This window comes from Corynebacterium sp. (assembly GCF_030532715.1).
Lineage (GTDB): Bacteria > Actinomycetota > Actinomycetes > Mycobacteriales > Mycobacteriaceae > Corynebacterium.
In genome coordinates this window covers 255105-280406 of sequence record NZ_JAUNKO010000005.1, presented here as the reverse complement: position 1 = coordinate 280406, position 25302 = coordinate 255105, and the positions used below count along the sequence as shown (strand labels likewise).

General features: G+C 59.9%; 21 protein-coding genes. 18 read left to right on the top strand and 3 right to left on the bottom strand.

Annotated features, from left to right (window positions below; genetic code table 11):
* The first annotated feature begins 992 nt into the window (after positions 1–992).
* The 15 genes from ruvC (at position 993) to Q4D83_RS09715 (ending at position 18164) form a co-directional block, all read left to right on the top strand.
* The gene (ruvC, locus tag Q4D83_RS09785) at positions 993–1658 is read left to right on the top strand and encodes a crossover junction endodeoxyribonuclease RuvC (RefSeq protein WP_303175117.1); all 666 of its coding nucleotides are present in this window, start codon (positions 993–995) and stop codon (positions 1656–1658) included.
* Positions 1655–2269: a Holliday junction branch migration protein RuvA gene (ruvA, locus tag Q4D83_RS09780; RefSeq protein ID WP_303175116.1), complete on the top strand. Its 615-nt coding sequence runs from the start codon at positions 1655–1657 to the stop codon at positions 2267–2269. The genes ruvC and ruvA overlap by 4 nt, the downstream gene beginning before the upstream one ends.
* A gap of 12 nt (positions 2270–2281) precedes the next feature.
* Entirely contained in the window at positions 2282–3373 is a 1092-nt protein-coding gene (ruvB, locus tag Q4D83_RS09775; protein WP_303175115.1) for a Holliday junction branch migration DNA helicase RuvB, read from the top strand.
* A gap of 25 nt (positions 3374–3398) precedes the next feature.
* Entirely contained in the window at positions 3399–3680 is a 282-nt protein-coding gene (gene yajC / locus Q4D83_RS09770) for a preprotein translocase subunit YajC (RefSeq protein ID WP_303175114.1), read from the top strand.
* Between the two features lie 186 nt (positions 3681–3866).
* Entirely contained in the window at positions 3867–5642 is a 1776-nt protein-coding gene (gene secD, locus Q4D83_RS09765) for a protein translocase subunit SecD (RefSeq protein ID WP_303175132.1), read from the top strand.
* Between the two features lies 1 nt (position 5643).
* Positions 5644–6795: a protein translocase subunit SecF gene (gene secF, locus Q4D83_RS09760; RefSeq protein WP_303175113.1), complete on the top strand. Its 1152-nt coding sequence runs from the start codon at positions 5644–5646 to the stop codon at positions 6793–6795.
* A 390-nt stretch (positions 6796–7185) separates the two neighbouring features.
* Positions 7186–8577 carry an LPXTG cell wall anchor domain-containing protein gene (locus Q4D83_RS09755; RefSeq protein ID WP_303175112.1) on the top strand — a complete coding sequence of 464 codons (1392 nt, stop codon included), beginning with the start codon at positions 7186–7188 and terminating at the stop codon, positions 8575–8577.
* A gap of 382 nt (positions 8578–8959) precedes the next feature.
* Entirely contained in the window at positions 8960–9613 is a 654-nt protein-coding gene (locus Q4D83_RS09750) for a putative Ig domain-containing protein (protein WP_303175111.1), read from the top strand.
* Between the two features lie 163 nt (positions 9614–9776).
* Complete coding sequence (locus tag Q4D83_RS09745; RefSeq protein WP_303175110.1) at positions 9777–11345, top strand: ABC transporter substrate-binding protein; 1569 nt, start codon at positions 9777–9779, stop codon at positions 11343–11345.
* The gene (locus tag Q4D83_RS09740; RefSeq protein WP_303175109.1) at positions 11345–11902 is read left to right on the top strand and encodes an adenine phosphoribosyltransferase; all 558 of its coding nucleotides are present in this window, start codon (positions 11345–11347) and stop codon (positions 11900–11902) included. Before Q4D83_RS09745 ends, Q4D83_RS09740 begins: the two co-directional genes overlap by 1 nt.
* 7 nt (positions 11903–11909) lie before the next feature.
* Positions 11910–14198, top strand: a complete 2289-nt coding sequence (locus Q4D83_RS09735; RefSeq protein WP_303175108.1) for a bifunctional (p)ppGpp synthetase/guanosine-3',5'-bis(diphosphate) 3'-pyrophosphohydrolase — start codon at positions 11910–11912, stop codon at positions 14196–14198.
* Positions 14199–14574: 376 nt separating this feature from the next.
* On the top strand, positions 14575–15216 hold the full coding sequence (locus Q4D83_RS09730; protein ID WP_303175107.1) for an ABC transporter permease: 642 nt from the start codon (positions 14575–14577) through the stop codon (positions 15214–15216).
* Positions 15217–15229: 13 nt separating this feature from the next.
* Positions 15230–16432, top strand: a complete 1203-nt coding sequence (locus Q4D83_RS09725) for an ABC transporter ATP-binding protein (RefSeq protein WP_303175131.1) — start codon at positions 15230–15232, stop codon at positions 16430–16432.
* Entirely contained in the window at positions 16429–17163 is a 735-nt protein-coding gene (locus Q4D83_RS09720; protein ID WP_303175106.1) for an ABC transporter permease, read from the top strand. The genes Q4D83_RS09725 and Q4D83_RS09720 overlap by 4 nt, the downstream gene beginning before the upstream one ends.
* A 5-nt stretch (positions 17164–17168) precedes the next feature.
* Positions 17169–18164 (top strand): glycine betaine ABC transporter substrate-binding protein, encoded by a 996-nt coding sequence (locus Q4D83_RS09715; protein ID WP_303175105.1) that lies wholly within the window; start codon positions 17169–17171, stop codon positions 18162–18164.
* 299 nt (positions 18165–18463) lie between these two features.
* Here Q4D83_RS09715 and Q4D83_RS09710 read toward each other — a convergent pair whose 3' ends face one another.
* Both Q4D83_RS09710 and Q4D83_RS09705 read right to left on the bottom strand, forming a co-directional pair.
* Entirely contained in the window at positions 18464–18715 is a 252-nt protein-coding gene (locus tag Q4D83_RS09710; RefSeq protein WP_303175104.1) for a hypothetical protein, read from the bottom strand.
* Positions 18716–18910: 195 nt separating this feature from the next.
* Complete coding sequence (locus Q4D83_RS09705; protein WP_303175103.1) at positions 18911–19750, bottom strand: peptidylprolyl isomerase; 840 nt, start codon at positions 19748–19750, stop codon at positions 18911–18913.
* A 106-nt stretch (positions 19751–19856) separates the two neighbouring features.
* Between Q4D83_RS09705 and Q4D83_RS09700 the strand changes: the two genes are divergently transcribed.
* Both Q4D83_RS09700 and hisS read left to right on the top strand, forming a co-directional pair.
* A complete protein-coding gene (locus tag Q4D83_RS09700; protein ID WP_303175102.1) occupies positions 19857–20501 on the top strand; it encodes an MBL fold metallo-hydrolase in 645 nt (214 codons plus the stop codon).
* A gap of 9 nt (positions 20502–20510) precedes the next feature.
* Positions 20511–21785 carry a histidine--tRNA ligase gene (hisS, locus tag Q4D83_RS09695; protein WP_303175101.1) on the top strand — a complete coding sequence of 425 codons (1275 nt, stop codon included), beginning with the start codon at positions 20511–20513 and terminating at the stop codon, positions 21783–21785.
* A 38-nt stretch (positions 21786–21823) separates the two neighbouring features.
* On the opposite strand, the gene Q4D83_RS09690 is transcribed toward hisS, so the two are convergent.
* Positions 21824–22534 carry a hypothetical protein gene (locus Q4D83_RS09690; RefSeq protein ID WP_303175100.1) on the bottom strand — a complete coding sequence of 237 codons (711 nt, stop codon included), beginning with the start codon at positions 22532–22534 and terminating at the stop codon, positions 21824–21826.
* Between the two features lie 86 nt (positions 22535–22620).
* On the opposite strand from Q4D83_RS09690, the gene Q4D83_RS09685 reads away from it, so the two are divergent.
* Positions 22621–25242: a DEAD/DEAH box helicase gene (locus Q4D83_RS09685; RefSeq protein ID WP_303175099.1), complete on the top strand. Its 2622-nt coding sequence runs from the start codon at positions 22621–22623 to the stop codon at positions 25240–25242.
* Positions 25243–25302 lie beyond the last annotated feature (60 nt).

Here is a 25302-nt window from a genome sequence, read left to right as displayed (position 1 = left end):
GGCGAAACTGGCTTGTTGACCGCCCCGAGCGCCACAGGCGTGTTCGTCCACCGACCCGAGGTGGCGCGCCGACTAGGTCACCAATTCCGCAACCAACCCACACAACCTCCGGGCATACCTGGCCCAGGACCGCGCCTGTTTTGCCGCGCTTGCCGCGCCGTATGCTGCCTTGTCGCGCCTGGTTGATTCGCCCCGCATCGCACCCCGTTTATTGCGGCTGGGCACCACCTGCCTGCCCCATAGAATCGGCTTGCCCCGTACAATCTGCCTGCCTGTAGAATCTGCCTGACCGCACCACCTACCCGGCTGCCGAATCGGATTCATCCTGGGCAAACACCGCTCGTGCTGAATCTGCCTCAGGCACATTCAACACGGCCACCAACCCAGGCAAATCACGCACGAGGCACATCACGCACAGGCAGATCACGCCTGAGCCGGCCACACAAGCAACACACGCATACACGCGATAGCTACCCGATCACCCACAACCGCCACCCAAAAAAGGCAGCCGCCAACAAAGGCCGCCACCACCAACGCTCATCAACCACCGCCAACCCACACCACACACCCCCACACAATCTGCCGGACCCGCACAATCTGCCTGACCACACACCATCAGCCTGACCCCAGAACCACACACATCCTGCGAAAACACACCCCACGCAACATCTGCCTCAGGCACATTCGACATAGCCGGCGTCCTAACGCAACCTAGGAACCCCCGTAACCAAACCCCCGGCACCTTATCAAGGAGTTTTCGCAGAAAAGTAACTCGATTCGGTCCTATTTTGCTTGCTCAGTAGTTCGATGTCTTGCGGCACGGCAGTTCGGCTTGCCGCGAGTAGTCCGGTTAGAATTTAGGCCGATGTAACCTGTGCCGCCCCAGCCCCGGCACTTGCCTTGTGCTCGCCTAATCGCTGCTGGGTGTGGTGAGTTTCCGGCGGGGCGTGTGTCACCTACAACGAACCTTGCTTTGAGGATGGAGCGATTGTATGAATTTGGAGGGCTTGCGGGTCATGGGTATTGATCCTGGCCTGACGCGTTGTGGTTTGTCGGTGGTGCAGGCGGGTCGGGGTCGCGCGGTGTTGCCGGTGGCTGTTGGTGTGGTGCGTACTCCTAGTGGTGCGGAGCTTGCTGAGCGATTGTTGCGGTTGAGCGAAGCGGTGAAGGACTGGATGGGTGATTATGACCCAGACGTCGTTGCTATTGAGCGTATTTTCGAACGCGGCAATGTGTCTACGGTGATGCATACTGCCCACGCGGTGGGGGTGCTTGCGTTGGCGGCGGCGGAGCGGGGTATTCCGGTGCATATGTATACCCCCAGTGAGGTGAAGAAGGCGATTTCGGGCAATGGTCGCGCTGATAAGAAGCAGATGACGGCAATGATTACTCGTATCCTTGGTCTTGGTGAGCCACCGAAGCCTGCGGATGCGGCGGATGCGTTGGCGTTGGCTGTGTGTCATTGTTGGCGTGCGCCGTTGCTTGAGCGCCAGGCGGCGGCGTTGCAGCAGGTGGAGGCGGCGCGGCGGCAGCAGGAGGGTAAGCTTGGCCAGGCGAAGGCGCAGCAGTTGCGGGCGCGGTCGCGGGCGGCGAGTCATCACCGTGGTAGGGGTGCGGTTGCACCTGATGTGTTCCCTGGTAGTAGGAGTAGTAGATGATTGCTTCGTTGCGCGGCATTGTGCTGAGCATCGGGTTAAACAGCGCTGTTATTGAGTGTGCTGGCGTTGGTTATGTGGTGACTGCGACGCCGCAAACGTTGGGTACGCTGCGCCGCGGTGAGGAGAGCCTTGTGCTTACCACTATGGTGGTGCGTGAGGACGCCATGAGTTTGTATGGTTTTACCGATGACACGAGCCGCGAGATGTTTGGTTTGTTGCAGACGGTGTCTGGATTGGGGCCGCGGTTGGCGTTGGCTGCGCAGTCTGTGATGAATCCCGCGGAGTTGAGCAATGCGATTGCCGGCGGGGATGCGAAGGCGTTGCAGCGAATCCCCGGCGTGGGCAAACGTATGGCCGAACGCATGATAGTGGATTTGAAGGATAAGGTGCTTGCGTTTACCACCGGCCCGCAATCGCTTGCCGACGCCCCAGCTGGCGTCGCCGTGCCGCCCGCCGGCGTGGCTGTGGATCAGGTGACTGAGGCGCTTGTTGGTTTAGGCTTCCCGGAGCGTACTGCTACGGCTGCGGTGACGGCGGTGCTGTCCGCCACGCCAGAGTTGGATACGTCCGCGACATTGCGTGCCGCCCTTGCATACTTGGGAAAGAAGTAGCTTGGAGGCGGTATGGGAGATATTGAGAAAACGGAGTTTCAACTTCCTGATGGCCTGCCGGATCGGCGCCGCGGGCCGGATTCTGCTGTGGAGCCCAACCGCCAGGAGACGGATCGTGACGCTGAGGCGGGGTTGCGGCCGAAAAGTTTGGATGAGTTCATTGGTCAGCCGAAGGTGCGTAACCAGCTGAGTTTGGTGCTCACGGGTGCGAAAAACCGCGGCGCCACCCCGGATCACGTGTTGTTGTCGGGCCCGCCGGGGTTGGGTAAGACGACGATGGCGATGATTATTGCCCAGGAGTTGGGTTCTAGCCTCCGCATGACTTCCGGCCCCGCGTTGGAACGCGCGGGCGATCTCGCGGCCATGCTTTCGAATCTGATGGAGGGGGATGTGTTGTTTATTGATGAGATTCACCGCATCGCCCGCCCCGCGGAGGAAATGTTGTACATGGCGATGGAGGATTTCCGCATTGACGTTATCGTGGGCAAGGGGCCTGGCGCGACGTCGATACCTTTGGAGCTTGCGCCGTTTACGCTGGTGGGGGCTACGACGCGCTCGGGTATGCTCACTGGCCCGTTGCGTGACCGCTTTGGGTTTACCGCGCAAATGGAGTTTTACGACGTCCCGGACTTGACGCGGGTGGTCACGCGCGCCGCCCGCATTCTGGGCGTTGGGGTCGATGAGGATGCGGCCACTGAAATCGCTTCGCGTTCGCGCGGGACGCCGCGTATTGCTAACCGGTTGCTCCGAAGGGTGCGCGATTTCGCGGAGGTGTATTCGGACGGCCACATTGATTTGGGTGCGGCGAAGGCAGCGCTGATTGTGTTCGATGTGGACGAGATGGGTCTGGATCGGCTGGATCGTGCGGTGCTGGGCGCGTTGGTGAAAAACCACGGCGGCGGCCCGGTTGGTGTGAGCACGCTGGCGGTGGCCGTGGGGGAGGAACCTTCCACGGTGGAGGAGGTGTGCGAGCCGTATTTGGTGCGTGCGGGAATGATGGCGCGCACGGGTCGCGGTCGGGTGGCAACGGCGGCGGCGTGGCGGCACTTGGGGTTCGAACCTCCGGTTGGTACCCCGGGGGATCACCAGCCAACCTTGTTGTAGGCCAAAAATCTGGCACACTAAGGCAATGCCGGAAATTCTCATTCTTGTTGTTGTCCTTATTGTTTTCCTGCTGCCGCCGGTGCTGCAACTGCGGCGGCAGCAGCGGTTGCTCGCCGAGCGGCGTGCCCTGCAGGCGGATCTCAAGCCGGGGGACATGGTGGTCACCACCGCTGGTGTTCACGGTGTTGTGGCGGCGCTGGGGGATTCGACCGTGGATTTGGAGATTGCTCCGTCTGTTGTCACGGTGTGGGATGTGGCGGCGGTGGTGCGTCGTGTGGAGCGCGCCCAGGATGCGCCCGAGGGCTAAAAGCGCATGCTGTTCATGGCGTACCATGTCGTTTGGACTAGATTTGAATAAGTCTTTTTAAAGATTAAGCACACCGTTGGCGGCTGTGCTTTATCGTCCTGTACATCAATCCTCGAGGAGATAAACCCAGTGGCATCGTCATCCGCGCGCTCACGCGTCGGACTCGCCAACTGGCCCAAACTTGCAATGTCTTCGTTTGTGGCCATCCTGGTGATCATCTACGCGCTGATCTTTTTTACTGGTGACCGCACCGCCAAACCCAATCTTGGCATTGATTTGCAAGGCGGTACCCGTGTCACCTTGGTGCCGCAGGGGGAGGAACCCACCCAGGAGCAATTGGCGCAGGCCCGCACGATTTTGGAAAACCGCGTCAATGGTATGGGTGTGACGGGGGCGAGCGTGATCACTGACGGCAATACCCTTGTGATTACGGTTCCTGGTGAGGACACTTCCCAGGCGCGTGCTCTCGGTCAGACCTCGCAATTGTTGTTCCGCCCCGTGGCCCAGCCTGGCATGCCTGACACGGCTGCCTTGTTGGATACTGCCGAAGGTATGGCGAACCGTTGGGTGGAGCTGGGCGTCGTCACGCCGGAGCAGGCGAATACGTCGCTGCAGGAATTGGCCACCACAATGAGTACCACGTTTGATGAGCAGGGCAAGCCTGTGCAGGACGAGGCGAACAAGGTGGAAGCCCCCAAAGTGTCGGCCAAAGCACCGGCCGAGCCGAAAAACTCTCTCGACGCCGCGGACCGCCGCCAGAAAATCACCGAAATGTTGCGCGCCGACCGGCAATCCGACGACCCCACCTTGCAAATCGCGGCGGCGAACCTGCTGCAATGCGGCCAAGAGCTCGACCCTATCGCAGGCAGCGACGAGCCGGGCAAACCACTGGTTGCGTGCGACGCCGCCAGCGACGAAAAGTACATTTTGGGCCCCGCGCCATTGTTGGTGGGCCAAACCGACGAAGCACACGGCAAACGGCTCACCGGTAACGAAATTGATACCAATCGCCCCATTACGGGCGGGTTGAACCCGGAGACGGGCCAGATGGAAATCAATTTTGCGTTCAAGTCGGAAGGTGAGGAGCAGGGCGGCGCTACCTGGTACGAGCTCACCCAGCAATATCTGCAACAGCAGGTGGCCATCACTCTTGATTCGCAGGTGCTGTCCGCCCCGCAGATTCAATCTCCGACCCCGCCCGGTTCTGGCACGTCCATTACCGGCCAGTTTTCCCAGCAGGAAGCGACTGAGCTCGCCAATAACTTGCGTTATGGTGCGTTGCCGTTGAGCTTCGCCGGGGAAAACGGTGAGCGCGGTGGTACTGCCACGACGGTGCCCGCATCGTTGGGTATCGCCTCGTTAAAGGCTGGCCTCATCGCCGGCATGGTGGGTTTGGCGCTGGTGGCATTGTTCGCCTTCGCTTACTACCGGATTTTCGGTTTCGCGGCGGTGTTTTCGCTGTTTGCTTCCGGCGCGCTGGTGTACGGTTCGCTGGTGCTGCTCGGCCGCTGGATCGGCTATTCGCTGGACTTGGCGGGCGTGGCCGGCTTGATCATTGGTATCGGTACGACCGCGGACTCCTTCGTGGTGTTTTACGAGCGTATTAAAGATGAGGTGCGGGAGGGCCGCACCTTCCGTTCCGCAGTGCCGCGGGCGTGGGAGCGCGCCAAGCAAACCATTATTTCCGGTAACTTTGTGTCCTTGATTGCCGCCGTGGTGCTGTACATCTTGGCGGTCGGCGACGTGAAGGGTTTCGCGTTTACCCTCGGCTTGACCACGGTGTTTGACCTGCTGGTGACCTTCCTTGTGACTGCGCCGCTGGTGGTGCTGGCGTCGCGCGTCCCGTGGTTCGCTCAGCCCGGCGTCAACGGATTGGGCAGCGTGATGAAGGTAGCGCGGCAACAGCGCGCGGAGTCCCACCACGGTGTGGTGGCCGCCGACGACACAGAACAGGAGAACTAGGATGAGCTCCACCGGAGTTTTGAAACGCCTCTACACAGGCGAAGGCGGCGTGGACTTCGTGGGTCGCCGCCGCATCTGGTACACCATCACCGGCGTGGTGCTTGCGGTGAGTATCCTCATGGTGCTTATCCGCGGATTCACGTTGGGGATTGATTTCCAGGGTGGGACGAAGATCAATATGCCCGCAGGCGACCTCGATCCGGTGCGTGTGGAGCAGGTGTTTACCCAAGCAACCGATGTGGAACCCGTGATGGTACAGGTCGTCGGCGCCGGGGACTCCCGCGTTCTAGAAATCAACTCGGAGCGGCTGAGCGACGAGCAGATTTCCAAGGCTCGCGAGGCGCTGTTTGACGAGTTCCAGCCGAAGGACGGCACTGGCGGCGTTTCGCCGGACGCTATCGGCGATTCGACGGTGTCGGAGTCGTGGGGTTCCACTATTACGAACCGGATGCTGATTTCGCTTGGCGTGTTCCTTGTGTTGATCTTCGGCTACATTGCCTTCCGCTTCGAGCGTGACATGGCGATCTCCGCCATCGCCGCCTTGGGTGTCGACGCCGTGGTAATCGCCGGCGTCTACGCGCTCATCGGTTTCGAGGTCACCCCAGCGACGATTATTGGTTTGCTGACCGTGTTGGCCTTCTCGTTGTATGACACGGTGGTGGTGTTTGACAAGGTCAAGGAGAATACCGCCGGGTTTACCGCCACGACGCGGCGGACCTATGCGGAGCTGTCTAACTTGGCGATCAACCAGACCGTGATGCGTTCCATCTCTACGACGGTGATTTCCGCACTGCCGATCGCGGCGCTGATGGTTATTGCGGTCTGGTTGATGGGCGTGGGCACCTTGAAGGATCTCGCATTGGTGCAGCTCATTGGCGTGATTGAGGGGACGTTCTCCTCGGTGTTCCTCGCCACGCCGGTGCTGGTCAGCTTGAAGAGCCGGCAGCGCAAGGTGCGGGAACACACCGCCCGCGTGGAGGCGTTGCGGGCCGGCGGCCACGATACTGAGGAGGGTGGCGAACATGCTGTCGGTGAGGGTGAATTCACCCGAAATGCTGATGGCAAGCGCATTATATCCGTGCCAACAGCACCTGCGCCGCAGCGTAGCGGACAAAATGCATCTGGAAAGAGCTGGCGCCCAGGCTCTGAATAGGAATTCAATTCGATAACTAAAACGTCGCATTTGTATTACGCAAAGGCGGCGTTTTGTTTATATTTAGGGCGATGGAGCGAATGTGAGGCACGCGTGCGGGAAAAAGCCCGTATACCTGCGTTTTCTGAAAAATCCTTCATAATTGCCCCCAATTTGGGTGGCGGCAAGTACCCCCAAATTTGGGGATGCATATTTCTATATCTGTCCAATCAGTCACAATTTTCGTAGAAATCCCTTGTGTGCGAATGAAGTTTAGTGAAGTATCGCAATTAGTGCGGCTCTGGCTATTGTCCTATTCCGGTTGCTATTGCTAGTGTCGTACCGCTCAGACTTATTCAGAGTTTTCACTATCATTTTTCAGTTTTGTCTCACCCAAGGAGTTCAGAAGTTATGAAACGTTCTCGCTTACTTGTTGGTGCTGTTGCTACCGGCCTCGCGGCCACCGTAATTCCGGCACCTGCGTACGCGTGTGACTACGCGTGTGAAGAACCCCAGCCGGAGACCCCCAACCTGGGTATCCAGCACACCGACGAGATCCTTGACGGTGTCATGGGTAGCGCGCAGCTGGCCACCAACGTCCTCAAGATCAACGAGACGGTCCCAGTACTTTCCTCCGGCGGTGACACCGCTGCATCCTCTTCCGTGGTGGCCCCGAGCTCCCCGGCATCCGGTTCCAGCGCAGCGCTCGGCTCTGCTGAGCTGGCAGCAACCTCTGGTGCTGGGTCCGCATTGGGCTCCGCCGAATTGGCTGCGGGCTCCGCAGCAGGGAGTGCTGTCGGCTCCGCCGAGTTGGCGGCCGGTGCTGCACTCAGCGGCCCCGCAGGCTCCGCAGCGCTGAGCGGCCCGGCTGCCGTCGGCTCCGCTGAAATCGCTGACGGTGCTGCCATCCTCGGCGCCACCGGAGAAATCGCCGATGGTGCGGTTGTTGCGGGTTCCTCCGAAATTCTCGATGGTGCCGTCGTTGGCGCCACCGGTGAGATCATCGACGGCGCCGTGGCAGGTTCCGGCAGCGGCTCCCTGATTCCCGACATGAGCCTGGCTGTGGGCGTGCCTTTCAGCTACCAGGTTCCGTTGTCGGCTGGTTCCTCGGCTCCGCTGCTCAGCGGTCTGCCCGCTGGCCTGTCCTACGATCCCTACACCGGGTTGATTTCGGGTGTTCCGCTGTCCGGCCCGGCCCGCATCTGTGATGTCGGAATCATCGGCAACGGCGGCTCGCACTTGGGCAGCTTCTCCATGAGCCTGGCTGATTCCTCTGCTGCTGGTTCCATCGGCTCCAGCGAGCTGGCCGCTGGTTCATTGGGCTCCGGTGGCATCGGCTCCACCGCGGGCTCCAGCTCCGCCGGCTCCGCAGCGTTCGGCGGCCTCCTGTCCAGCGTGGCTGCGTTGGCGATCGGCGCGGGCGTGCTCGGCGCACTGTCTGCGGGTTCGAGCGCATCCGGCGGCGGGGAAGACACCACCGCTCCCGACAAGCCCGCTGAGAACGCTCCTGGCGGCATGGGCGGCGGGGCACCGCAAGATCAGGCCCAGCCTGGCGGCAAGGGCATCCCGAAGAACGACGGCATGGGTGGCGGCGCACCGCAAGACCAGACCCAGCCTGGCGGCAAGGGCACCCCGAAGAACGACGGCATGGGTGGCGGCGCACCTGAGGGCAAGACTCAGGCAGCGGCAGCTCCGCAGCAGCTGGCTAACACCGGTGCTGACAGCATCAACGCCTTCCTGCTTTCCCTCGTTGCATTCGCGGCTGGCGGTTCGCTATTGCTGGTTCAGCGTAAGCGTCGTTAGGTTTTAGCAAACTGGTACCAACGAGCGCCATTGTTTGTGGGCAATATTCCCGCAGGCAGTGGCGCTTTTTGTGTGGTACACATATGGAGAGGTTCGCAAACAGTTGGCGTAGCTTTCGGTTTCGTGGTGCAAGATCGGTGCCTGAGTATCGGGCGGCGTGATACCCCCGTCAGGGGGTTCTTCGTGCGCTATCGTTCCTAGTGATATCAGATACCACTTTTATCACTTGCGTAACAGGTGTTTCTGCGGAAGTATCGAAGGTGGTGCAAGTTTCCATGTGTTCATTAAATCTTCATATTGATCTTGTATCCTTCTGGCAGCGAACGAATAATAATCTCCGTGTCCGTCAACTAAGAGAAGTCCACCTAGGAGGACCTCCGCCATGAGATCTTTCCGAGTGTTAGCGGTGCTCACCGCCGCTAGCCTGACGGTTGTGTTGGTGCCTCCTGCCGGTGCAGCCGAGGCGGTGGACACCCCAGTGTTTGAGATTCAAGAGCCCCCAAGCCCGACCGCGGAGGCGATTCAAGAGCCGCTGCCAGCGCCGGAGGTTGCCCCCGCGCCAGCTCCTGAAGCGACCCCTGGGCAGAGTTTTGAGGTTTCCCCGGCCCCGGCGCCTGTGGAGGAGCCGCAATCCCGCCAGCAGCAGGCTGCGGTGCCGGATGTTCCGGACATGCAGGTGCAGGTGGGTAGGGCATTTCGGTATCACATCGAGGCGCCACCGGATACGTATGTTGCGGTGGTCAGCGGGCTGCCGGCGGGGCTGGTGTTCCACCCCTTGACCAGTGAGATTATGGGCACACCCGCGGACAGCCCCGAGGGCGAGTACGTTGTCGGAGTGACTACGTACAATCGGCGCGGGGAAATTGGCAACGGTAGTTTTGTGATGACCCTCATGCGTGCCGACGCCTCGGCATCGCTGTTGCAGGAACTCTTAACCAGCCCTCAGCGCGGCGTTGAGAAGGTCAAGGAACTCGTGGATAAAGTTCTTGGGACGAAGCTGGCAAAACCTGCTGAGCCGGTCAAGGTTGCCGAATAGACTGCGCTGTTTGCGGATGTCGCTTAGGCGGTGGGGGCGCCGGATGCGGGGGAGGGCGAGGCGTCGAAAAGCACTGGGAGTGCACCAGATATACTTTGCAGATCACTTCAAATCTGTGGAGGTAGATGTTTCTGTGTCAGGTTGGCAAAGTGTACGGCGCCGGGTGGCTAGTGTCGCCGCAGTGGTCTCCGTAGCGGGCGTAGTGGCGGCGTGCTCGACTCAGGAGCAAGCGCCAGCCGTGGAATTCGGTTATGTAGCGGCAAGCCCGTTGGCCACAACCAATGCTGGGAGCCTGTTTGGAGTATCCACGCAAGCTGAAGCGTTGGCTGGTCGCCTATACCCCTCGTTGTTTGTGGTGGGGCAGCGGGGGCAACTCATACCCAATCGGGACTTCGCAGTGGCGCAATCGTTACCTGGCAAAAACCGCCAAGTTGCGTACACAATTTCGAAGACGGCGAAGTATTCGGATGGCACGGAAGTCACCTGCGCCGACTTCCTCCTCGCCTACAAAGCCGGCGCAATGCCGGATCTGTTCGATTCCTACATTCCGCTCATGGAGCAGGTGGAGGCGTTGGAATGCCGCCCCAACAACAAACAATTCACGGTGTTTTTTAAAGACCGCGTCGGGGCACGCTGGCGGCAACTCTTCGCCCCCGGCACCGTGCTGCCTGCGCACGCCATCGCCAAGAAAGCCGGGCTGAGCCTCGAGGAGTTGACCAAGCGGCTGATGGAAAATGACCGTGAGGGGCTCCAAGACGTGGCGCAAATCTGGCGCGATGGCTTTAAACTCGACTTGTTTGACCCTGAGCTGCAGGTTTCTTCGGGTCCGTTCCGCATCGATCGCGTCGACGAAGTTGGCGCCGTGCACCTGGTACGCAACCAGCACTTCGTGGGGGACAAAAGCAATATCGGCACCATTACGCTGTGGCCGGACACGGTGAACGTGAAGGAGCGCGCGGAGGCTGGGGAAGTGGAAATCGCCGACCTTGTGGGGGTGTCCCAGCCGGAGTGGGTGAATCGTGATGATCCAGCCAACCCGTACGACATCACGCCGGTGGCGGGGGACCTCAACGAGGTGCTCATGCTGGGCACCAGCGGCGTGTTGGAAACGAAGGAAGCGCGGCAGGCGTTCGCGGCGTGCGTGGACCAACACGCGGTGGCCACCGCCTCGGCGCACAAAGCGGGAGTGCCGGTGGCCCCGATGGGCACACGCCTTACCAGTGTGGACGACCCCGCAAACGCCCAAACCGCGCATATCGCGGAGGCGCACCTGGGGGTGGATATTGCGCGCGCCGAGGAATTGCGCGGGCAGACCATTCGAATTGGTTACCGGGGTCCGGACGCGCGGAAACAAGCCATGATTGATGCGATCAAGCGTTCGTGTGAACCTGCGGGGGTAACCATCGAGGATGCGTCAGCTGACGCCCAGTATTTGCAGGATGTTCGGCATGTTCACTTCGACGGCGAGGACCGCGAATCCGTGGGTAAAGTCGACGCTATTTTGCTTGCGATAGATCCAATGTTGAACTATGGAAATAGCGATGCAACCGGTTCGAATGCGGAGGCCCTTCGCGCGACCGAGGAGTTTCTGTGGGACCTGGTGCCCACGATCCCGCTCGCGCCGCAGCCGCGCACGTTCGTGGTGGATCGGACCGTGCGCAACGTGGTGTTGAATTCTTCCGGTTCCGGCATTGGCTGGAACATGGAACGCTGGCAGGAGAGTGAGAACTAATGAGCTACACCACCGCGCGGGAAGCGCTTGCGCACCGCATGAGGTACGTCGAAGGTTTCCCCGTGGAGGGCGTGCTGTTTGAAGACCTCACCCCCGTGCTGGCAGACGCCGAAGCATTCAAACTTGTTATCGACGAACTCGCTGCGGCGTGTGAAGCGTTCGGGGCGGACATGATCGCCGGCCTCGATGCGCGCGGTTTCTTGCTGGGTTCGGCTGTGGCCTACAAGATGGGCCTTGGCATCCTCGCCGTGCGCAAACAGGGAAAGCTGCCGCCACCTGTGCATACTCAGGAATATGCGCTGGAGTATGGGACGGCGGCGCTGCAGGTGCCCGCCTCCGGCATTCCGTTGGAGGGGCGTCGCATCGTGCTTGTCGACGACGTGCTGGCCACCGGCGGCACCCTCATTGCGGCCCGTAAGCTCCTCGAACGTTGTGGCGCATCGGTGGTTGGTCACGCGGTGGCGTTGGAGGTACAGGGGCTGGGGGGTAGGCAAGCGCTTGCTGGGTTACCGCTCACCGTGATTAACTCGCAGGAAGATTCTTCACCGAGGGGCTAGAGCGCACATGAGCTTTGACCGCAAACCACCAAAGCAGCAGGTAAACATGCGTAGCATGTCCGCGCGGCTAGCCCGCAGCCTCACCGGCTCGCGGGTGAAACTTGATCCTGTGTTGAGCCCGTTGGTGAGTATCCACCGGCAGATTCACCCCAAGGCTGATATTGCGGTTTTGCAAAAAGCGTACGATACCGCGGAACGCCTCCATGACGGCGTGTTCCGCAAATCGGGGGATCCGTACATTACCCACCCGTTGGCGGTGGCAACCATCGCTGCGGAAATCGGCATGGACACCACCACGCTGGTGGCGGCGCTGCTGCATGACACCGTCGAAGACACGAACTATTCGCTGGCGGATTTGGAGGCGGATTTCGGCGCCGAAGTCGCCCGGTTGGTCGACGGTGTGACCAAGTTGGATAAGGTGGCGCTCGGGGCGGCGGCCGAGGCGGAAACCATCCGCAAGATGATCGTAGCCATGAGCCAAGACCCCCGCGTGCTGGTGGTGAAGGTGGCGGACCGGCTGCACAACATGCGCACCATGCGATTCTTGCCGCCGGAAAAGCAGGCAAAGAAGGCCCGCCAAACCCTTGAGGTGATCGCCCCGCTCGCGCACCGCTTGGGCATGGCCTCAATCAAATGGGAGTTGGAAGACCTTTCCTTTGCCATCCTGTATCCGAAAAAGTACGAGGAGATTGTGCGGCTGGTGGCGGACCGGGCGCCCTCGCGGGACCGGTACCTCCAGGAGATTATTTCCAGTGTTACCGCCTCGATGAAGGAAAACCACATTCCGGCAGAGGTGATGGGGCGGCCGAAACACTATTGGTCCATCTACCAAAAGATGATCGTCCGCGGTCGCGACTTCGACGAGATTTTTGATCTCGTGGGGATCCGCATCCTCGTGGATAACGTCCCCAATTGTTACGCCGCAATCGGCACGGTGCACGCCCTGTATTCGGCTATGCCCGGCCGGTTTAAGGATTACATTTCCGCGCCTAGGTTTGGCGTGTATCAGTCGTTGCATACCACTGTGATGGGGCCCGGCGGGAAGCCGCTGGAAGTCCAGGTGCGTACCAATGAAATGCACTATAACGCGGAGTACGGTATTGCCGCGCACTGGCGTTATAAGGAGACCAAGGGCAGCCACAGCGGGGAGCAGTCTGAGGTGGATCAAATGGCGTGGATGCGCCAATTGCTCGACTGGCAAAAGGAAGCCGCCGATCCAAACGAATTTTTGGATAGCCTGCGGTACGACCTCACTTCCAAACAAATATTCGTGTTTACCCCGAAGGGTGATGTGATTAACCTGCCGGTGAACGCCACCCCGGTGGACTTCGCCTACGCCGTGCACACGGAGGTGGGGCATCGCTGTATCGGGGCGAAAGTCAACGGCAAACTCGTGGCGTTGGAATCGCCGCTGAAGTCTGGGGATAGGGTGGAGGTGTTCACCTCGAAGGACCCAGCCGCCGGCCCTAGCAAAGACTGGCAGAAGTTTGTGGTGTCCCCGCGTGCGAAGGCGAAGATTCGCCAGTGGTTTGCCAAAGAGCGCCGCGAGGAGTCCATTGAGGCCGGCCGGGATGCGTTGGCCGCCGAGGTGCAGCGCGGTGGGCTGCCCATGCACCGGCTGTTCACCTCGCACTCCATGAAGGCCGTGGCCGCGGAATTGCACTACGCGGATGTTGATGCCTTATACACCGCCATCGGGGCTGGCACAGTGTCCGCGCAACACGTGGCGAACCGGTTGGTTGCTATGTTCGGCGGCCAGGAGGATGCTACGGACGCGCTCGTAGCACGCACCCCGTTCAGCGAGCTCGTGGGTCAGCGCCGCAAGCCCGCCGCTACGCAAGACAGCGCTGGCGTGTTGGTGGAAGGCAGCCCGGACATCATGGCGAAACTCGCGCGCTGCTGCATGCCCGTGCCGGGTGATGCGATTTTCGGCTTTGTTACCCGCGGTGGCGGGGTGTCCGTGCACCGTACCGATTGCACCAACGCCGACAAGCTCCGCGAAGAACCCGAACGGCTTATCGACGTCCAGTGGGTTGCGCAAGGCCACAGCGCATTCGCCGCGACCCTACAGCTGGAAGCGTTGGACCGTCACGGATTGCTATTTGAGCTCACCCGCGTGATCAATGAGCAAAAGGTTGCCGTGGTGGCCATGAACTCCCATTCGGCGGAAGACCACGTTGCGGTGGCGCGGTTTACATTTGAGGTTTCCGATACGAAGCAGCTTGGCTCCCTGATGACACAACTACGCAATATTGAAGGCGTTTTTGACGTCTATCGGGTCACTTCGGGCGGCTAGCCTGCACGAATAGTCGTGCGGGGGTCGGTGTGCTCCCGCAGGGACCGCGGGGCGACACTGTTGGCGCGTCGATCACACGCACCGCAATATTATGACCCATTTAACATTTTGTGGTGGGATGGTGGTTTTCTCGCGGCCGATGATGAAGCTGGCGATCGTTAGCCGATTCGGTGATAACGAGCGTAAATGCCGCATGTGTCCGTGGCACTCAAACTAGTTTGCCAACGTGACAACAAGTGTGAAAATAGTTGCCAAAATATCGCTATTTGGCGGGTGTGGGGCGGAATGTTGAGGCGTTTTCGGTAGGCTCGGTTCTGCGGGGGCGCTAAGGAAAGAGTTCTTCGCATCGCGGAATAATCCTGAGGAATGATTTGTAATGTGGCACTTTATTTCCGATCGATGGCAACAAATAGCCGCAGCGGCCTGGCAACACATGAGCCTTGTCGTACAATGCCTCATTCTGGCAACCGCGCTCGCCATTATCGTGGCCGCAGTTTGTTATCGCAGTGATCGTCTTACAGCGGCCGCAAATGGTATTTCTGCGATCGGATTAACCATCCCATCGTTCGCGCTCATTGGGTTGTTGATTATTCCGCTGGGATTCGGCGTGGCGCCAGCGGTAGCCGTTGTGACATTTTTCGCGGTGCTGCCCATACTGCGGAATGCCGTGGTGGGTTTGTCAGAAGTGGACTCGGCCATTGTTGAATCCGCGCGGGGCATAGGTATGAGCCGTATTGCCACGTTTCTTACCGTCGAGTTGCCGCTCGCCTGGCCGGTCATTCTCGCTGGCATGCGAGTGTCAGCCCAAATGACCATGGGTATCGCGGCGGTTGCTGCCTACGCCTTGGGCCCCGGTTTGGGCAGCTACATCTTTTCCGGTTTGTCGCGGCTGGGCGGGGCCAATGCTTTCGAGTCAGTGGCAACGGGTGTCATTGCCGTTGTGATATTGGCTCTTATTCTTGATGCGGCTTTACTTGCCGTGGGCCGCTTCACTACCTCAAGGGGTATTCGTGTCTGAGCAGAATGTACACATTGAAGGAGAATTTACCACCCAAGGCGCTGGCCAAGGCGGTGCCGCCATTCTGATTGAAAATGTAACAAAGCGTTATGGGAATAAAAAGCCCGCAGTTGACAATTTAACCATGGAAATTCCCGCGGGAAATATTGTGGTGTTTGTTGGGCCATCTGGTTGCGGGAAAACCACAACGCTGAAAATGGTGAATCGCCTTATTGAGCCCACCGAAGGGCGGATTGTCATTCATGGCCAAGATGTGACCAAAATGAATGGCGATAAACTTCGCCGTGGGATTGGCTATGTGATTCAAGGGGGCGGATTGCTGCCGCATTTCACCGTGGGCGCGAATATCGCCATGGTTCCCAAGATGCTGAAATGGGACAAACAGCGCATAGCGGCTCGCGTGGACGAACTCCTCGAATTAGTGAACCTTGACCCGGAAGTGTATCGCGACCGCTACCCAAAGGAACTCTCCGGGGGTCAGCAACAACGAGTGGGCGTTGCTCGCGCCTTGGCAGCCGACCCGCCGATCATGCTCATGGATGAACCCTTCGGGGCGGTGGATCCCATCACGCGGCAGCATTTACAAGATGAGCTGATCAGCATCCAGTCGGAACTGCACAAAACGATCGTGTGCGTGACACACGATTTCGATGAGGCGCTGAAACTTGGGGACTGGATCGCCATTTTTAACGATGGCGCCCGCATCGTTCAGTACGACACACCCGAACGCATCCTCGCCGAACCAGCCGATGAGTTCGTGGAAGATTTTATTGGCTCCGGTGCTGGGTTGAAGCAACTCAACCTGAAACGAGTCAAGGATGTAGCGCTGCTGTCGGCTACTGTCGGCACACCGGGTGATGATCCCCGCCAACTTACGCGCTCAGCTGAAGCTGCGGGCCATGACCATGTGGTCATCGTGGATCACAAATACCGGCCGCTGGCGTGGCTGTCCTGCGAGCAACTTCGCACTATGCGTGCGATCGCGAACCGTCGCGTGAAAGAACTGCCGGTGGTATCCACACTGTCAACGCTAAACGATGCGCTCGATACCATGCTGGTGTCGAGTAGCGGATCAGCCCTTGTGGTTGGACCCCGTCACGTGCTCCGCGGCGTGATTGATGTGGAAACAGTGATGCATGCAATCGCGGAGTTGCGTCAAACTTCGAGCCAAGCTTCCGCCCCGGTAGGCACGAATGCGGATGTGGAATCATCATGACTCGCCCAGGGAACAGCGGATGGAAGCTGTTGATTCAGCCACTGGCCATAATCGTTGCGTTGGGGTGGATCGCGTGGTGGATTTCTCGGGCTCAACTCACCTCCACGGAACAGGTAACCCTGACGGTTCCGTACCTTTGGGAACTCACCATCCAGCACCTTTCACTTACGTTCGTTGCCGCCCTCGTGGTGTTGGTAACGGCTATCCCGTTGGGAGTGTTGCTCACAAGAAGGCCGTTTCGCTGGTTCATTACGCCGGTGATGATGCTGGCAAATGTGGGCCAAGCCGCGCCTGTGATTGGGTTGGTGGTGCTGTTTGCGTTTTGGCTGGGTTTTGGTTTCCGGGCGGCGGTGTCCGCGCTCATCCTGTACGCCTTTTTGCCGGTATTGAAAAACACCATGGTGGGTTTGGATACGGTTGATCAAGGCATCATTGAAGCCGGCAGGGGAATGGGCATGAGCGCGCTCGCTGTGCTGTTTCGGATTGAATTGCCGCTTGCAATCCCCATCATGCTGGCTGGTATTCGTACTGCGTTGGTCCTCTTGGTGGGGACTGCCACGCTTGCCACTTTTGTGGATGGCGGCGGATTGGGGCTGCTCATCACCACAGGCGTGAACCTTGCATTGGATCGGGTGCTGATTACTGGGTCACTGCTCGTTGCCCTGCTGGCGTTGTTCATCGATTGGATTGCCCGCGTTTTTGAACAGGTTCTGCGGCCGAAAGGACAGTGATTTCCATGCGGCGGACTTCTGCGATGCACACCGTAGCGTTACTCATGACACTGCTTGTCGCCTTGTGTGGTTGTGGGCTGCGCCCCTCGGCAACACCGGTCCCGCCAATCAGCGAGGGCAGCCTCAAACCCGTCCCCAACGCGGCGGGGCAAACGTTGGTGGTGACCTCGAAAAGCTTTACCGAGCAACTCATTTTAGGAAAGATTGCGGTGCTCATTGGGCAGGCCGCTGGCTTTGATGTGGTGGACATGACCAATGTTCCTGGCTCACAACCGGCGCGCAATCTCATGGTGTCTGGGCAGGCGGATGTGTTCTTCGAGTACACCGGTACCGCGTGGCTGACGTACCTCAACCACGAGAATGGCATTCCGGACCAGCGGCAACAGTGGGAAGCGGTGCGGGATGAGGATGCTGAAAATGGTTTGACCTGGGGTGAGCCGGCGCCCTTGAATAACACCTACGCGTTCGCCGTCCGAGCCGATTACGCGACCGAACACGGGATCGCTACGTTGTCGGATATGGCGAAGGTGCCGGTGGCGGACCGTACCTTGTGTGTGGAATCAGAATTCAATTCTCGAACTGATGGTCTGAACCCAATGCTGCAGGCGTATGATCTGCCGCGGGGGGATACCAACGGGGTGCCGGAGGCAAACATTTCGCTCATGGATACTGGCACCGTGTATCAAGCAACCGCGGACGGCACCTGCAATTTCGGCGAGGTGTTCACCACGGATGGGCGGATCCAATCACTGAACTTGGTGGTATTGCGGGATGATAAACAGTTCTTCCCTGCCTACAACGCCGCCCCCGTGTTTCGCACCGAGCTGGTGCATACGTACCCAGAGCTGCAGCAACGCTTTGCGGAAGTTGCGGCATTGCTTGACGACGACGCTATGCGCAACCTCAACTACAAAGTCGACGTTGAAGGCGCCGACCCAAGCCAAGTCGCTGTTGATTGGATGCGGGAGCAGGGATTTATTGGTGAACCTGATACGCGATAATTGGGGTGCGTAGCGGAGGCTGTGCCACTGATAGTGGGGGCGCAGGCATTCCGGGCTGGGGATGTGTCAACAATGAATTGTAAGCGTGTAATTCAGCCAATTAAAAGAATGCTTTCCCACTGTGAACTGCACCTCCAAACCGGGGTAGCGTAATCGCTATGCGGTTTGGTTCGGGGAACCGGAACGAGCGGGAGGGTGCCCGCGGGGAGCGGGCGGACGGGGCGTCGTAAAGAAAAAACCACCCCGCATTGGTGAGCGGGGTGGCGGAAAAGTCTAGTTGTGCTAGGCGGGCGGAAATCCTAGGAGGAGCCCATGTTCTTGAAGAACTTATCGAAGTTGCCCTGCAGTTTGGTAATTCCGCCGAAGAGTCGAGCAACGAGTTCGATGGCGTCAACGATGCTTTCAAGTGCGTTGGTGTCGCCCTTGTCGCCCTTGTCGTCGTTGGTGGTGGAGCTCTGAGCAAACGCCACCGGGGCCGCAGTAACGGAGGTCATGGAGATGGCGACGGCAGCCATCGCAGCGGTGAGACCTTTGCGGGTGAGAAGCTTCATGAACGCGCCTTTCGTCTGGAATGTTTAACGAGCTGACCTCAAGGTAGTCCCGTTTTCAAGAAAAAGCAAGAAAATTTTCTGAAAACCTTGAGGGATATGTCCGAAAATACATACGCAAGCACGGATAAATTGTGCGCTACTAGCACGAGCCGCCTGAGATAATTATGAGACAAATGTTCGTAGCGCGAGTGAAGCCTACTTCACAACGGCAGTTTTGATCTTCACTTCCTTAGCGGGCGGCCCGTCCGGAGCGCCATCTTTGACGCCAGCTTCGGCGATCGCGTCCAAGGTTTTCAGGCCCTCGTCGTTGATCTGCCCGAAGTAGGTGTAATCGGTGGGCAGCGGGGAATCCCCATAGTTGAGGAAGAATTGTGAACCGTTGGTGTCTTTACCAGCATTCGCCATGGCGATAGTGCCGCGCCCGTAGTTCACAGTGGCCGCTTGCGTAGCGCTATCGGTGGGGTGCTCATTGGGGAACTGGAAGCCAGGGCCGCCTCTGCCGGTGCCGCTCGGGTCGCCGCACTGCAACACGTGCAGGCCGGAATTGGTAATGCGGTGGCAAATCGTATCGTCAAAGTACTTTTCTTTAGCCATGTGTTCGATGGCGTTCACGGTACAAGGGGACACGGACCTATCGAGCGTCATGCCAATCTTGCCCGCGCTGGTGTCCAATTCCACGTCCACGGTGCCCTTGGTGGAAATGTTCTCCGTGGCGGGTTTGCTCACCTCGCGGGCGGGTGCCTCGGCGTCGTTGTAGGTACAGGTGACGGTTTCCGGCAGTGCGGTGGGGCGTTTCGTGCTCACCGGCTCAAAGTTCGTTTCGGGGGCGGTGCTCTCGGTGCTGGAGCTGGCGGTGGTTTCCTCGTCGCCGCTGCCGCTGGTGGTAGCCCACCAGATGCCGCCGACGATGCACAGGATGACGGCTACGGAGGCGGCCACCACGCCAAGCGGCTTGGTTATTTCGGCGCGGTCGCGGGATTTGAGTTCTCGTTCGAGTTCGCGCAGTGCTTCCTCGCGGCGTTGGTTTTTGCTCACCTTGTAACTAGTCCTTATTGTTCGGTGTTGAGCTCTTACTGGCAGTTCATTGTATTGCCGAGGCTATTGTAGCGGTGGCCGCGACTCAACCTTTAGTGTGGTCTTCATGGAGATTCAGGGCTTCGCCGCCGGGCCGTTCAAAACGAATTGTTATTTGATTGTCAACGAGGGGCACGTAGTTGTCATCGACCCCGGCATGTATGCCGAGCCGCGCATTTCGGCGCTGGTGGAAGAGCAGGGTTTAGTGGTGGACAAGGTGCTGCTCACCCACGGGCACATCGACCATACGCGCGACGCTTCGAAGGTGGGCCGGAAGTTCCAGGCACCCGTGTTCATTCACGAAGACGACGCGTTTATGATTACAGACCCGGATATTGGCGTCGCCCCGCACACCGCCATGCTTTTCGACGCCGCGAACATGGCCGCCGTCGCCGACCTGCGGTACTACGCCGATGGGGACGTCATTGACCTTGTGGGTGCCGAATACGTGGTACGCCACGCCCCCGGGCATTCTCCGGGCAGCGTGCTGCTCGTTGGTGATGAAGTGTGCTTTACCGGTGATGTGGTGTTTTTAGGTTCGGTGGGGCGCACCGATATTCTGCATTCCGATCCGGAGGCGATGCAGCAAAGCCTCGCAGGTCCGGTGTGGGAACTTGCCGATTCGCTGCACCTTTTGCCGGGTCACGGCCCTGTGACCACCATGCGCGCGGAGCGCTCGCGGAATCCGTTTCTGAAAGGTTTGGCCGTATAATCTCCATTCGTGACTCAAGCCAAAAAGATTCAGCCGTTTGCTGCCCCCAAGGGGGTGCCGGATTATGTGCCCCCGACTTCGCCCGAGTTCCTAGCGGTGCGTGATGGTTTCACCCATCAAGCTCACCTCGCGGGCTACGAGCACATTGAGCTGCCCATCTTTGAGGATACGGCGCTGTTTGCCCGCGGGGTTGGTGAATCCACCGATGTGGTGAGCAAAGAAATGTACAGCTTCGCCGACCGTGGGGATCGCTCCGTCACCCTGCGCCCCGAAGGCACCGCAGGGGTGATGCGCGCGGTGATCGAACACGGCTTGGATCGTGGCCAGCTGCCCGTGAAATTGGTGTACGCTGGCCCGTTTTTCCGCTATGAACGCCCCCAAGCTGGCCGCTACCGCCAACTACAGCAAGTCGGCGTGGAATCTATTGGCGTGGACGATCCGGCACTGGATGCGGAGGTTATCGCCCTCGCGGATCGTTGTTTCCGCTCCGTCGGCTTGACTGGCTACCGCCTCGAGCTCACGAGCCTCGGCGACGAAACCTGCCGCCCCGCATACCGCCAAAAACTCCAAGAATTCTTGTTCAAACTTCCGCTCGATGAGCAGACGCGGCACCGCGCGAACATAAATCCGCTGCGTGTCCTCGATGACAAGCGCTCCGAAGTGCGCGAAATGACCGCCGACGCGCCGCTGATGCTCGACTACTTATCGGCGGAAACCCGCGACCATTTCGAAACCGTCACCGGCCTACTCACCGATCTTGGGGTGCGCTTTGACATTAACCCCCGTATGGTCCGGGGCCTCGATTATTACACCAAAACCTGCTTCGAATTCGTCCATGACGGACTCGGCGCCCAGTCCGGCATCGGCGGTGGCGGCCGTTACGATGGGCTGATGTCACAGCTCGGCGGCCAGGAACTCTCCGGCATTGGGTTCGGCCTCGGTGTGGATCGCACCTTGCTGGCTATGCAGGCGGAGGGCGTCACCGCTGGCGCGAGCAATCGCGTAGACGTGTATGGGGTGCCGTTGGGGGCGGAGGCGAAACGCGCGATGGTTCGCATTATTGATCAGCTGCGCGCGGCCGGGGTGCGTGCTGACATGGCCTACGGGAATCGAGGCTTAAAAGGCGCGATGAAGGGCGCTGACCGCGCTGGCTCTCGATTCGCCCTCGTCCTCGGGGATCGCGAACTGGAAGCAGGCGAAATCGCCGTGAAAGACCTGCTCGCCCACGAACAATCCAACGTCCCCCTCGCCGAAGTGCACACCCACATCACCGCGCGGCTCTAGCCGTCTCCGCGTCACCTGCCAGCCCCGCGGTTCGCGGACTAAAAGTCGAGCGCTTGGACGAGTTTCGGCAGTTCGGAGCGGTCGATGACTCGCATCGGGTATTGCTTTGGGCTGCCTTTGGCCGTGATGATGATCGCGCGGGGTAGGAGGCCGGAGTGGCCGGGGTCGGTGAAGTGTTGGATGGCGGTGGCGGCGCTCAAGTCTGGACGCGAGAAGTAGGCCAAGTCTGCGGGGGAGACGTAGGGGGCGAGATCGCCGACGGTGTGGGCGTTGAGGCGGCCGTCGTCGTCGAGGTCTTCGGCGACCCAGCGCACAATCATGTCCGTGGTTAAGAGGAATACGAAGTGTTTCCGGTAGACGGGTAACACGGAGAGCTGGTCGCCGTGCAGGAGTTTCAGGGCGTCGTTAATTGTGGTCCCGGTGGTAACGATGTCGGGGGAGCGTTCGCCAAGTACGCCGAGTGCACTTGGGGGTTGGGTAATCAGGTCGCGCAGTGCTTCAATCTCCGTCACGGTGTTTTCGAAGGGTTCGGCGATGGGGCGGCCCGCGTTGTAGGTGCCGTGGCTAATGGCGTTGCGGAGGTCTGCGAATGCGAAGAGGGCGTCCGCCTGGGGCTGCGGCAGCGCTTGCTCCTTCATAGCGATGCGCACTAATGTTCGGAAGCCTTCGGAGTTGTGGGTTCCGTAGTTGCGGCGGAGATATTGCTCAATATCGTTAAAGGCTGCAATGAATTGGGTGGCGCGGTTCATGCTTTTCCAGCGTAGCGCCGCCCGCTTCCCGCGGCAGTTAATGAGTTGCCTGCGATGGGAGGTGACACGCGTGCCCAGGTGCGGTTGTGGGAAAATTGGTAACCATGATTCGTGAGCAGATTCCCGCATTGTTGCAACGCGCCGATGTTGTTCTCGCGCACGCTGCGGAAGCTAGCGTTCTTTGGGACACGCTCCACCAAACCCCGGTGACCGTCGCGGCGCACCCCTGTCTTGGGGCGGCGCACGTATTGCCGCCGGGGGTGGTGCAGTGGCATGACGTGTATCTGCATGCGGAAATGCAGCGGCACCCTGGGGTGGAGGATGTGCTGCAGTCTTTCGCCCGCTATTCCCAACGCGTGGCTCGGCTGCGCGGTGAAGCCGCACAAGCCACCGCCGGGTTCTTTAAACGTTTGTTCGGTGCGGTGAGCGTTGCGGACGGTTTGGAAGCTGGCATCAAACTCGAAAAGCTGCTCGATTCTCCGGAGGCGGATCATATCCGCCCGATCCTCCAGGCGGCCCGGCAACCGCTGGGCTATTCCACTGTGGATACCTTGGGGGTGGCCGGGCACCCTGAGGAATACACCACGTTTGCCGCCCGCAGTCTGACTCGCGCGTTAGGTTTGGAAGCCGCGGATCAAGAGTCGTTGGATACGAGCATCGTGGCGGGGTTGCGGGAGATTACCCACGTGGCGTTGCAGCACCCCGATGGGGAGCCGCGCCTGCGGGCAGCGGCGGAATTGGCGTTGCGGGAGCTCACGGAACAACGCGTTACCGAACTTATGGCGCAAATGCCGGTGGAGATGCTGAAGCAAGCCACCAGCGGGCAGCTGCGTTTCGCCGGGTTGGAAAGCATCCAGGTGGCTACCGTCGCGGACGTGCTTACCGTGCCGACGAGCACGCTCACCGCGGTGCGCGGCATCGGGGAGCAGACCGCGCGCCGGATGAAAGCCGCCGCGCAGACCCTGCTCAATGAGGCGAAGTCCGCCAATTCCACCCGCATCGGGGATGTGCCGACCGCCCCGGCGATGAGTTTGGTGCGGATTCTATACCGGTTTAGTCAACTGGTGGAGCTTGACCCTGCGGAGCGGGCCCGCAAGAAGCGCATTTTGGAGTATGCGCAGGCGTTGCCTGATGCGTTGCCGGGGCAGGAACCGTGGCCGGTGTTTGTGCCGCGCGGGGACACCAGCTTTCACACGTTTCTTGATGATGCGCAGTGGGCGCTTGCCACCCCAGGGCTGTTTCGCCCGCGCGACGTTACGGATCTTGGCGACGGCGCTTGGGAGGACTACATGCGCCGCCCCGCGCATTACCAAGGGTTGCTGTCCACCCTGCTGGATTTGGACGTGGAGGTGTCCGATGACCTCCTCGATACCAGCATCATCGAACGTATTCGCGCGCTGCGGCTCGACACCACGCTGCTGCGTGAACTGCATTTGCGTGGCTACCAATCCTTCGGCGCGCGTTTCGCGTTGGTGCAACGCAAAACCATCCTCGGTGACGAGATGGGCCTCGGTAAGACCATTCAGGCGATAGCCATGCTGGCGCATCTGCATGCGAAAAGCACCACCCATAGCCTGGTGATTTGCCCGGCCTCCCTGGTGGTGAACTGGGTGCGCGAATTGCGTGCGTTTTCCACGCTTCCGGTGTTTGTAGCTCACGGGGCGGCGAAGCAGGACGCCGTCAACGCGTGGCAATCCGAGGGCGGGGTGGTGGTGTGCACGTATGACGGTGCGCGGAGCCTCCACTTTGGCACCCAGCCCCAGGCGATCATCGCCGACGAGGCGCACTTTTTGAAAAACCCCCATACCAGGCGCAGTGTTGCTGTCTCCGCGCTCATTGAGGCAGCGGAGTATGCGTTGCTGCTCACCGGTACGCCACTGGAAAATAAAGTCTCCGAGTTTTTAACCCTTGTTGGCTATCTACAGCCCGCCCTCGTGCCCAAGAGCACCGGCAGCGCGGTGGCGGTGCGGCGCGCGATCGCCCCGGCATACTTGCGCCGAAATCAAGCCGAAGTGCTTGACGAACTCCCGGAGCGCCTCGAACATATCGACTGGGTGGAGTTGAGTGAACACGATGCCGATCATTACCGGGCCGCCGTGCGCAGCGGTAACTGGATGGAGATTCGCCGCGCGCCGATGCTCACCCCACATGCGTCGCCCGCGAAGCTGGAACGCATCCGCGGCATCGTAGAACACGCCGCCGAGAATGGGGATCGTGTTCTGATTTTTTCCTATTTCCTTCCCGTTCTGGAACGTATCGCACAGGAATTCGGCGACCAGGTTGTTGGCACTATTACGGGCCAGGTACCGCCAGCTGCGCGCCAAGAACTTGTGGATGCCCTTGGGCGCACCGAACCCGGCAGCTGCTTGCTCGCGCAAATCACCGCCGCCGGTGTGGGGTTGAACATTCAGGCCGCCACCGTTGTGATTTTGGTGGAGCCGCAAGTCAAGCCGACGATCGAGGATCAGGCGATAGCCCGCGCCCATCGCATGGGGCAAACTCGCGTGGTCCAAGTGCATCGGTTGATTGCGGATGACACCGCCGACGAACGCCTTATGGAAATCCTTGCGACGAAACGTTCCATTTTCGATGCCTACGCCCGGCCCAGTGAGTCCGCCAATGTGGACGACGCGGTGGACGTGACGGAAAGCGAGCTCGCCGCGCGAATTATTGCCGAGGAACGTGCCCGCTGGAACATGGATGCTTAACACCGACCTGTTTACAAACCTGGGTGGTTGTTCTTACGGTAGTGAAGTGTTGCGCTAAGG

Bases quoted from the DNA above. Each gene is read 5' to 3' on its own strand.
- Q4D83_RS09700 (WP_303175102.1), top strand. From the start codon at position 19,857: ATGGAGATTCAGGGCTTCGCCGCCGGGCCGTTCAAAACGAATTGTTAT.
- Q4D83_RS09740 (WP_303175109.1), top strand. From the start codon at position 11,345: ATGAGCTACACCACCGCGCGGGAAGCGCTTGCGCACCGCATGAGGTAC.
- ruvC (WP_303175117.1), top strand. From the start codon at position 993: ATGAATTTGGAGGGCTTGCGGGTCATGGGTATTGATCCTGGCCTGACG.
- Q4D83_RS09730 (WP_303175107.1), top strand. From the start codon at position 14,575: ATGTGGCACTTTATTTCCGATCGATGGCAACAAATAGCCGCAGCGGCC.
- Q4D83_RS09720 (WP_303175106.1), top strand. From the start codon at position 16,429: ATGACTCGCCCAGGGAACAGCGGATGGAAGCTGTTGATTCAGCCACTG.
- secD (WP_303175132.1), top strand. From the start codon at position 3,867: ATGTCTTCGTTTGTGGCCATCCTGGTGATCATCTACGCGCTGATCTTT.
- ruvA (WP_303175116.1), top strand. From the start codon at position 1,655: ATGATTGCTTCGTTGCGCGGCATTGTGCTGAGCATCGGGTTAAACAGC.
- Q4D83_RS09715 (WP_303175105.1), top strand. From the start codon at position 17,169: ATGCGGCGGACTTCTGCGATGCACACCGTAGCGTTACTCATGACACTG.
- Q4D83_RS09755 (WP_303175112.1), top strand. From the start codon at position 7,186: ATGAAACGTTCTCGCTTACTTGTTGGTGCTGTTGCTACCGGCCTCGCG.
- Q4D83_RS09735 (WP_303175108.1), top strand. From the start codon at position 11,910: ATGAGCTTTGACCGCAAACCACCAAAGCAGCAGGTAAACATGCGTAGC.
- Q4D83_RS09710 (WP_303175104.1), bottom strand. From the start codon at position 18,715: ATGAAGCTTCTCACCCGCAAAGGTCTCACCGCTGCGATGGCTGCCGTC.
- secF (WP_303175113.1), top strand. From the start codon at position 5,644: ATGAGCTCCACCGGAGTTTTGAAACGCCTCTACACAGGCGAAGGCGGC.
- ruvB (WP_303175115.1), top strand. From the start codon at position 2,282: ATGGGAGATATTGAGAAAACGGAGTTTCAACTTCCTGATGGCCTGCCG.
- yajC (WP_303175114.1), top strand. From the start codon at position 3,399: ATGCCGGAAATTCTCATTCTTGTTGTTGTCCTTATTGTTTTCCTGCTG.
- Q4D83_RS09750 (WP_303175111.1), top strand. From the start codon at position 8,960: ATGAGATCTTTCCGAGTGTTAGCGGTGCTCACCGCCGCTAGCCTGACG.
- Q4D83_RS09690 (WP_303175100.1), bottom strand. From the start codon at position 22,534: ATGAACCGCGCCACCCAATTCATTGCAGCCTTTAACGATATTGAGCAA.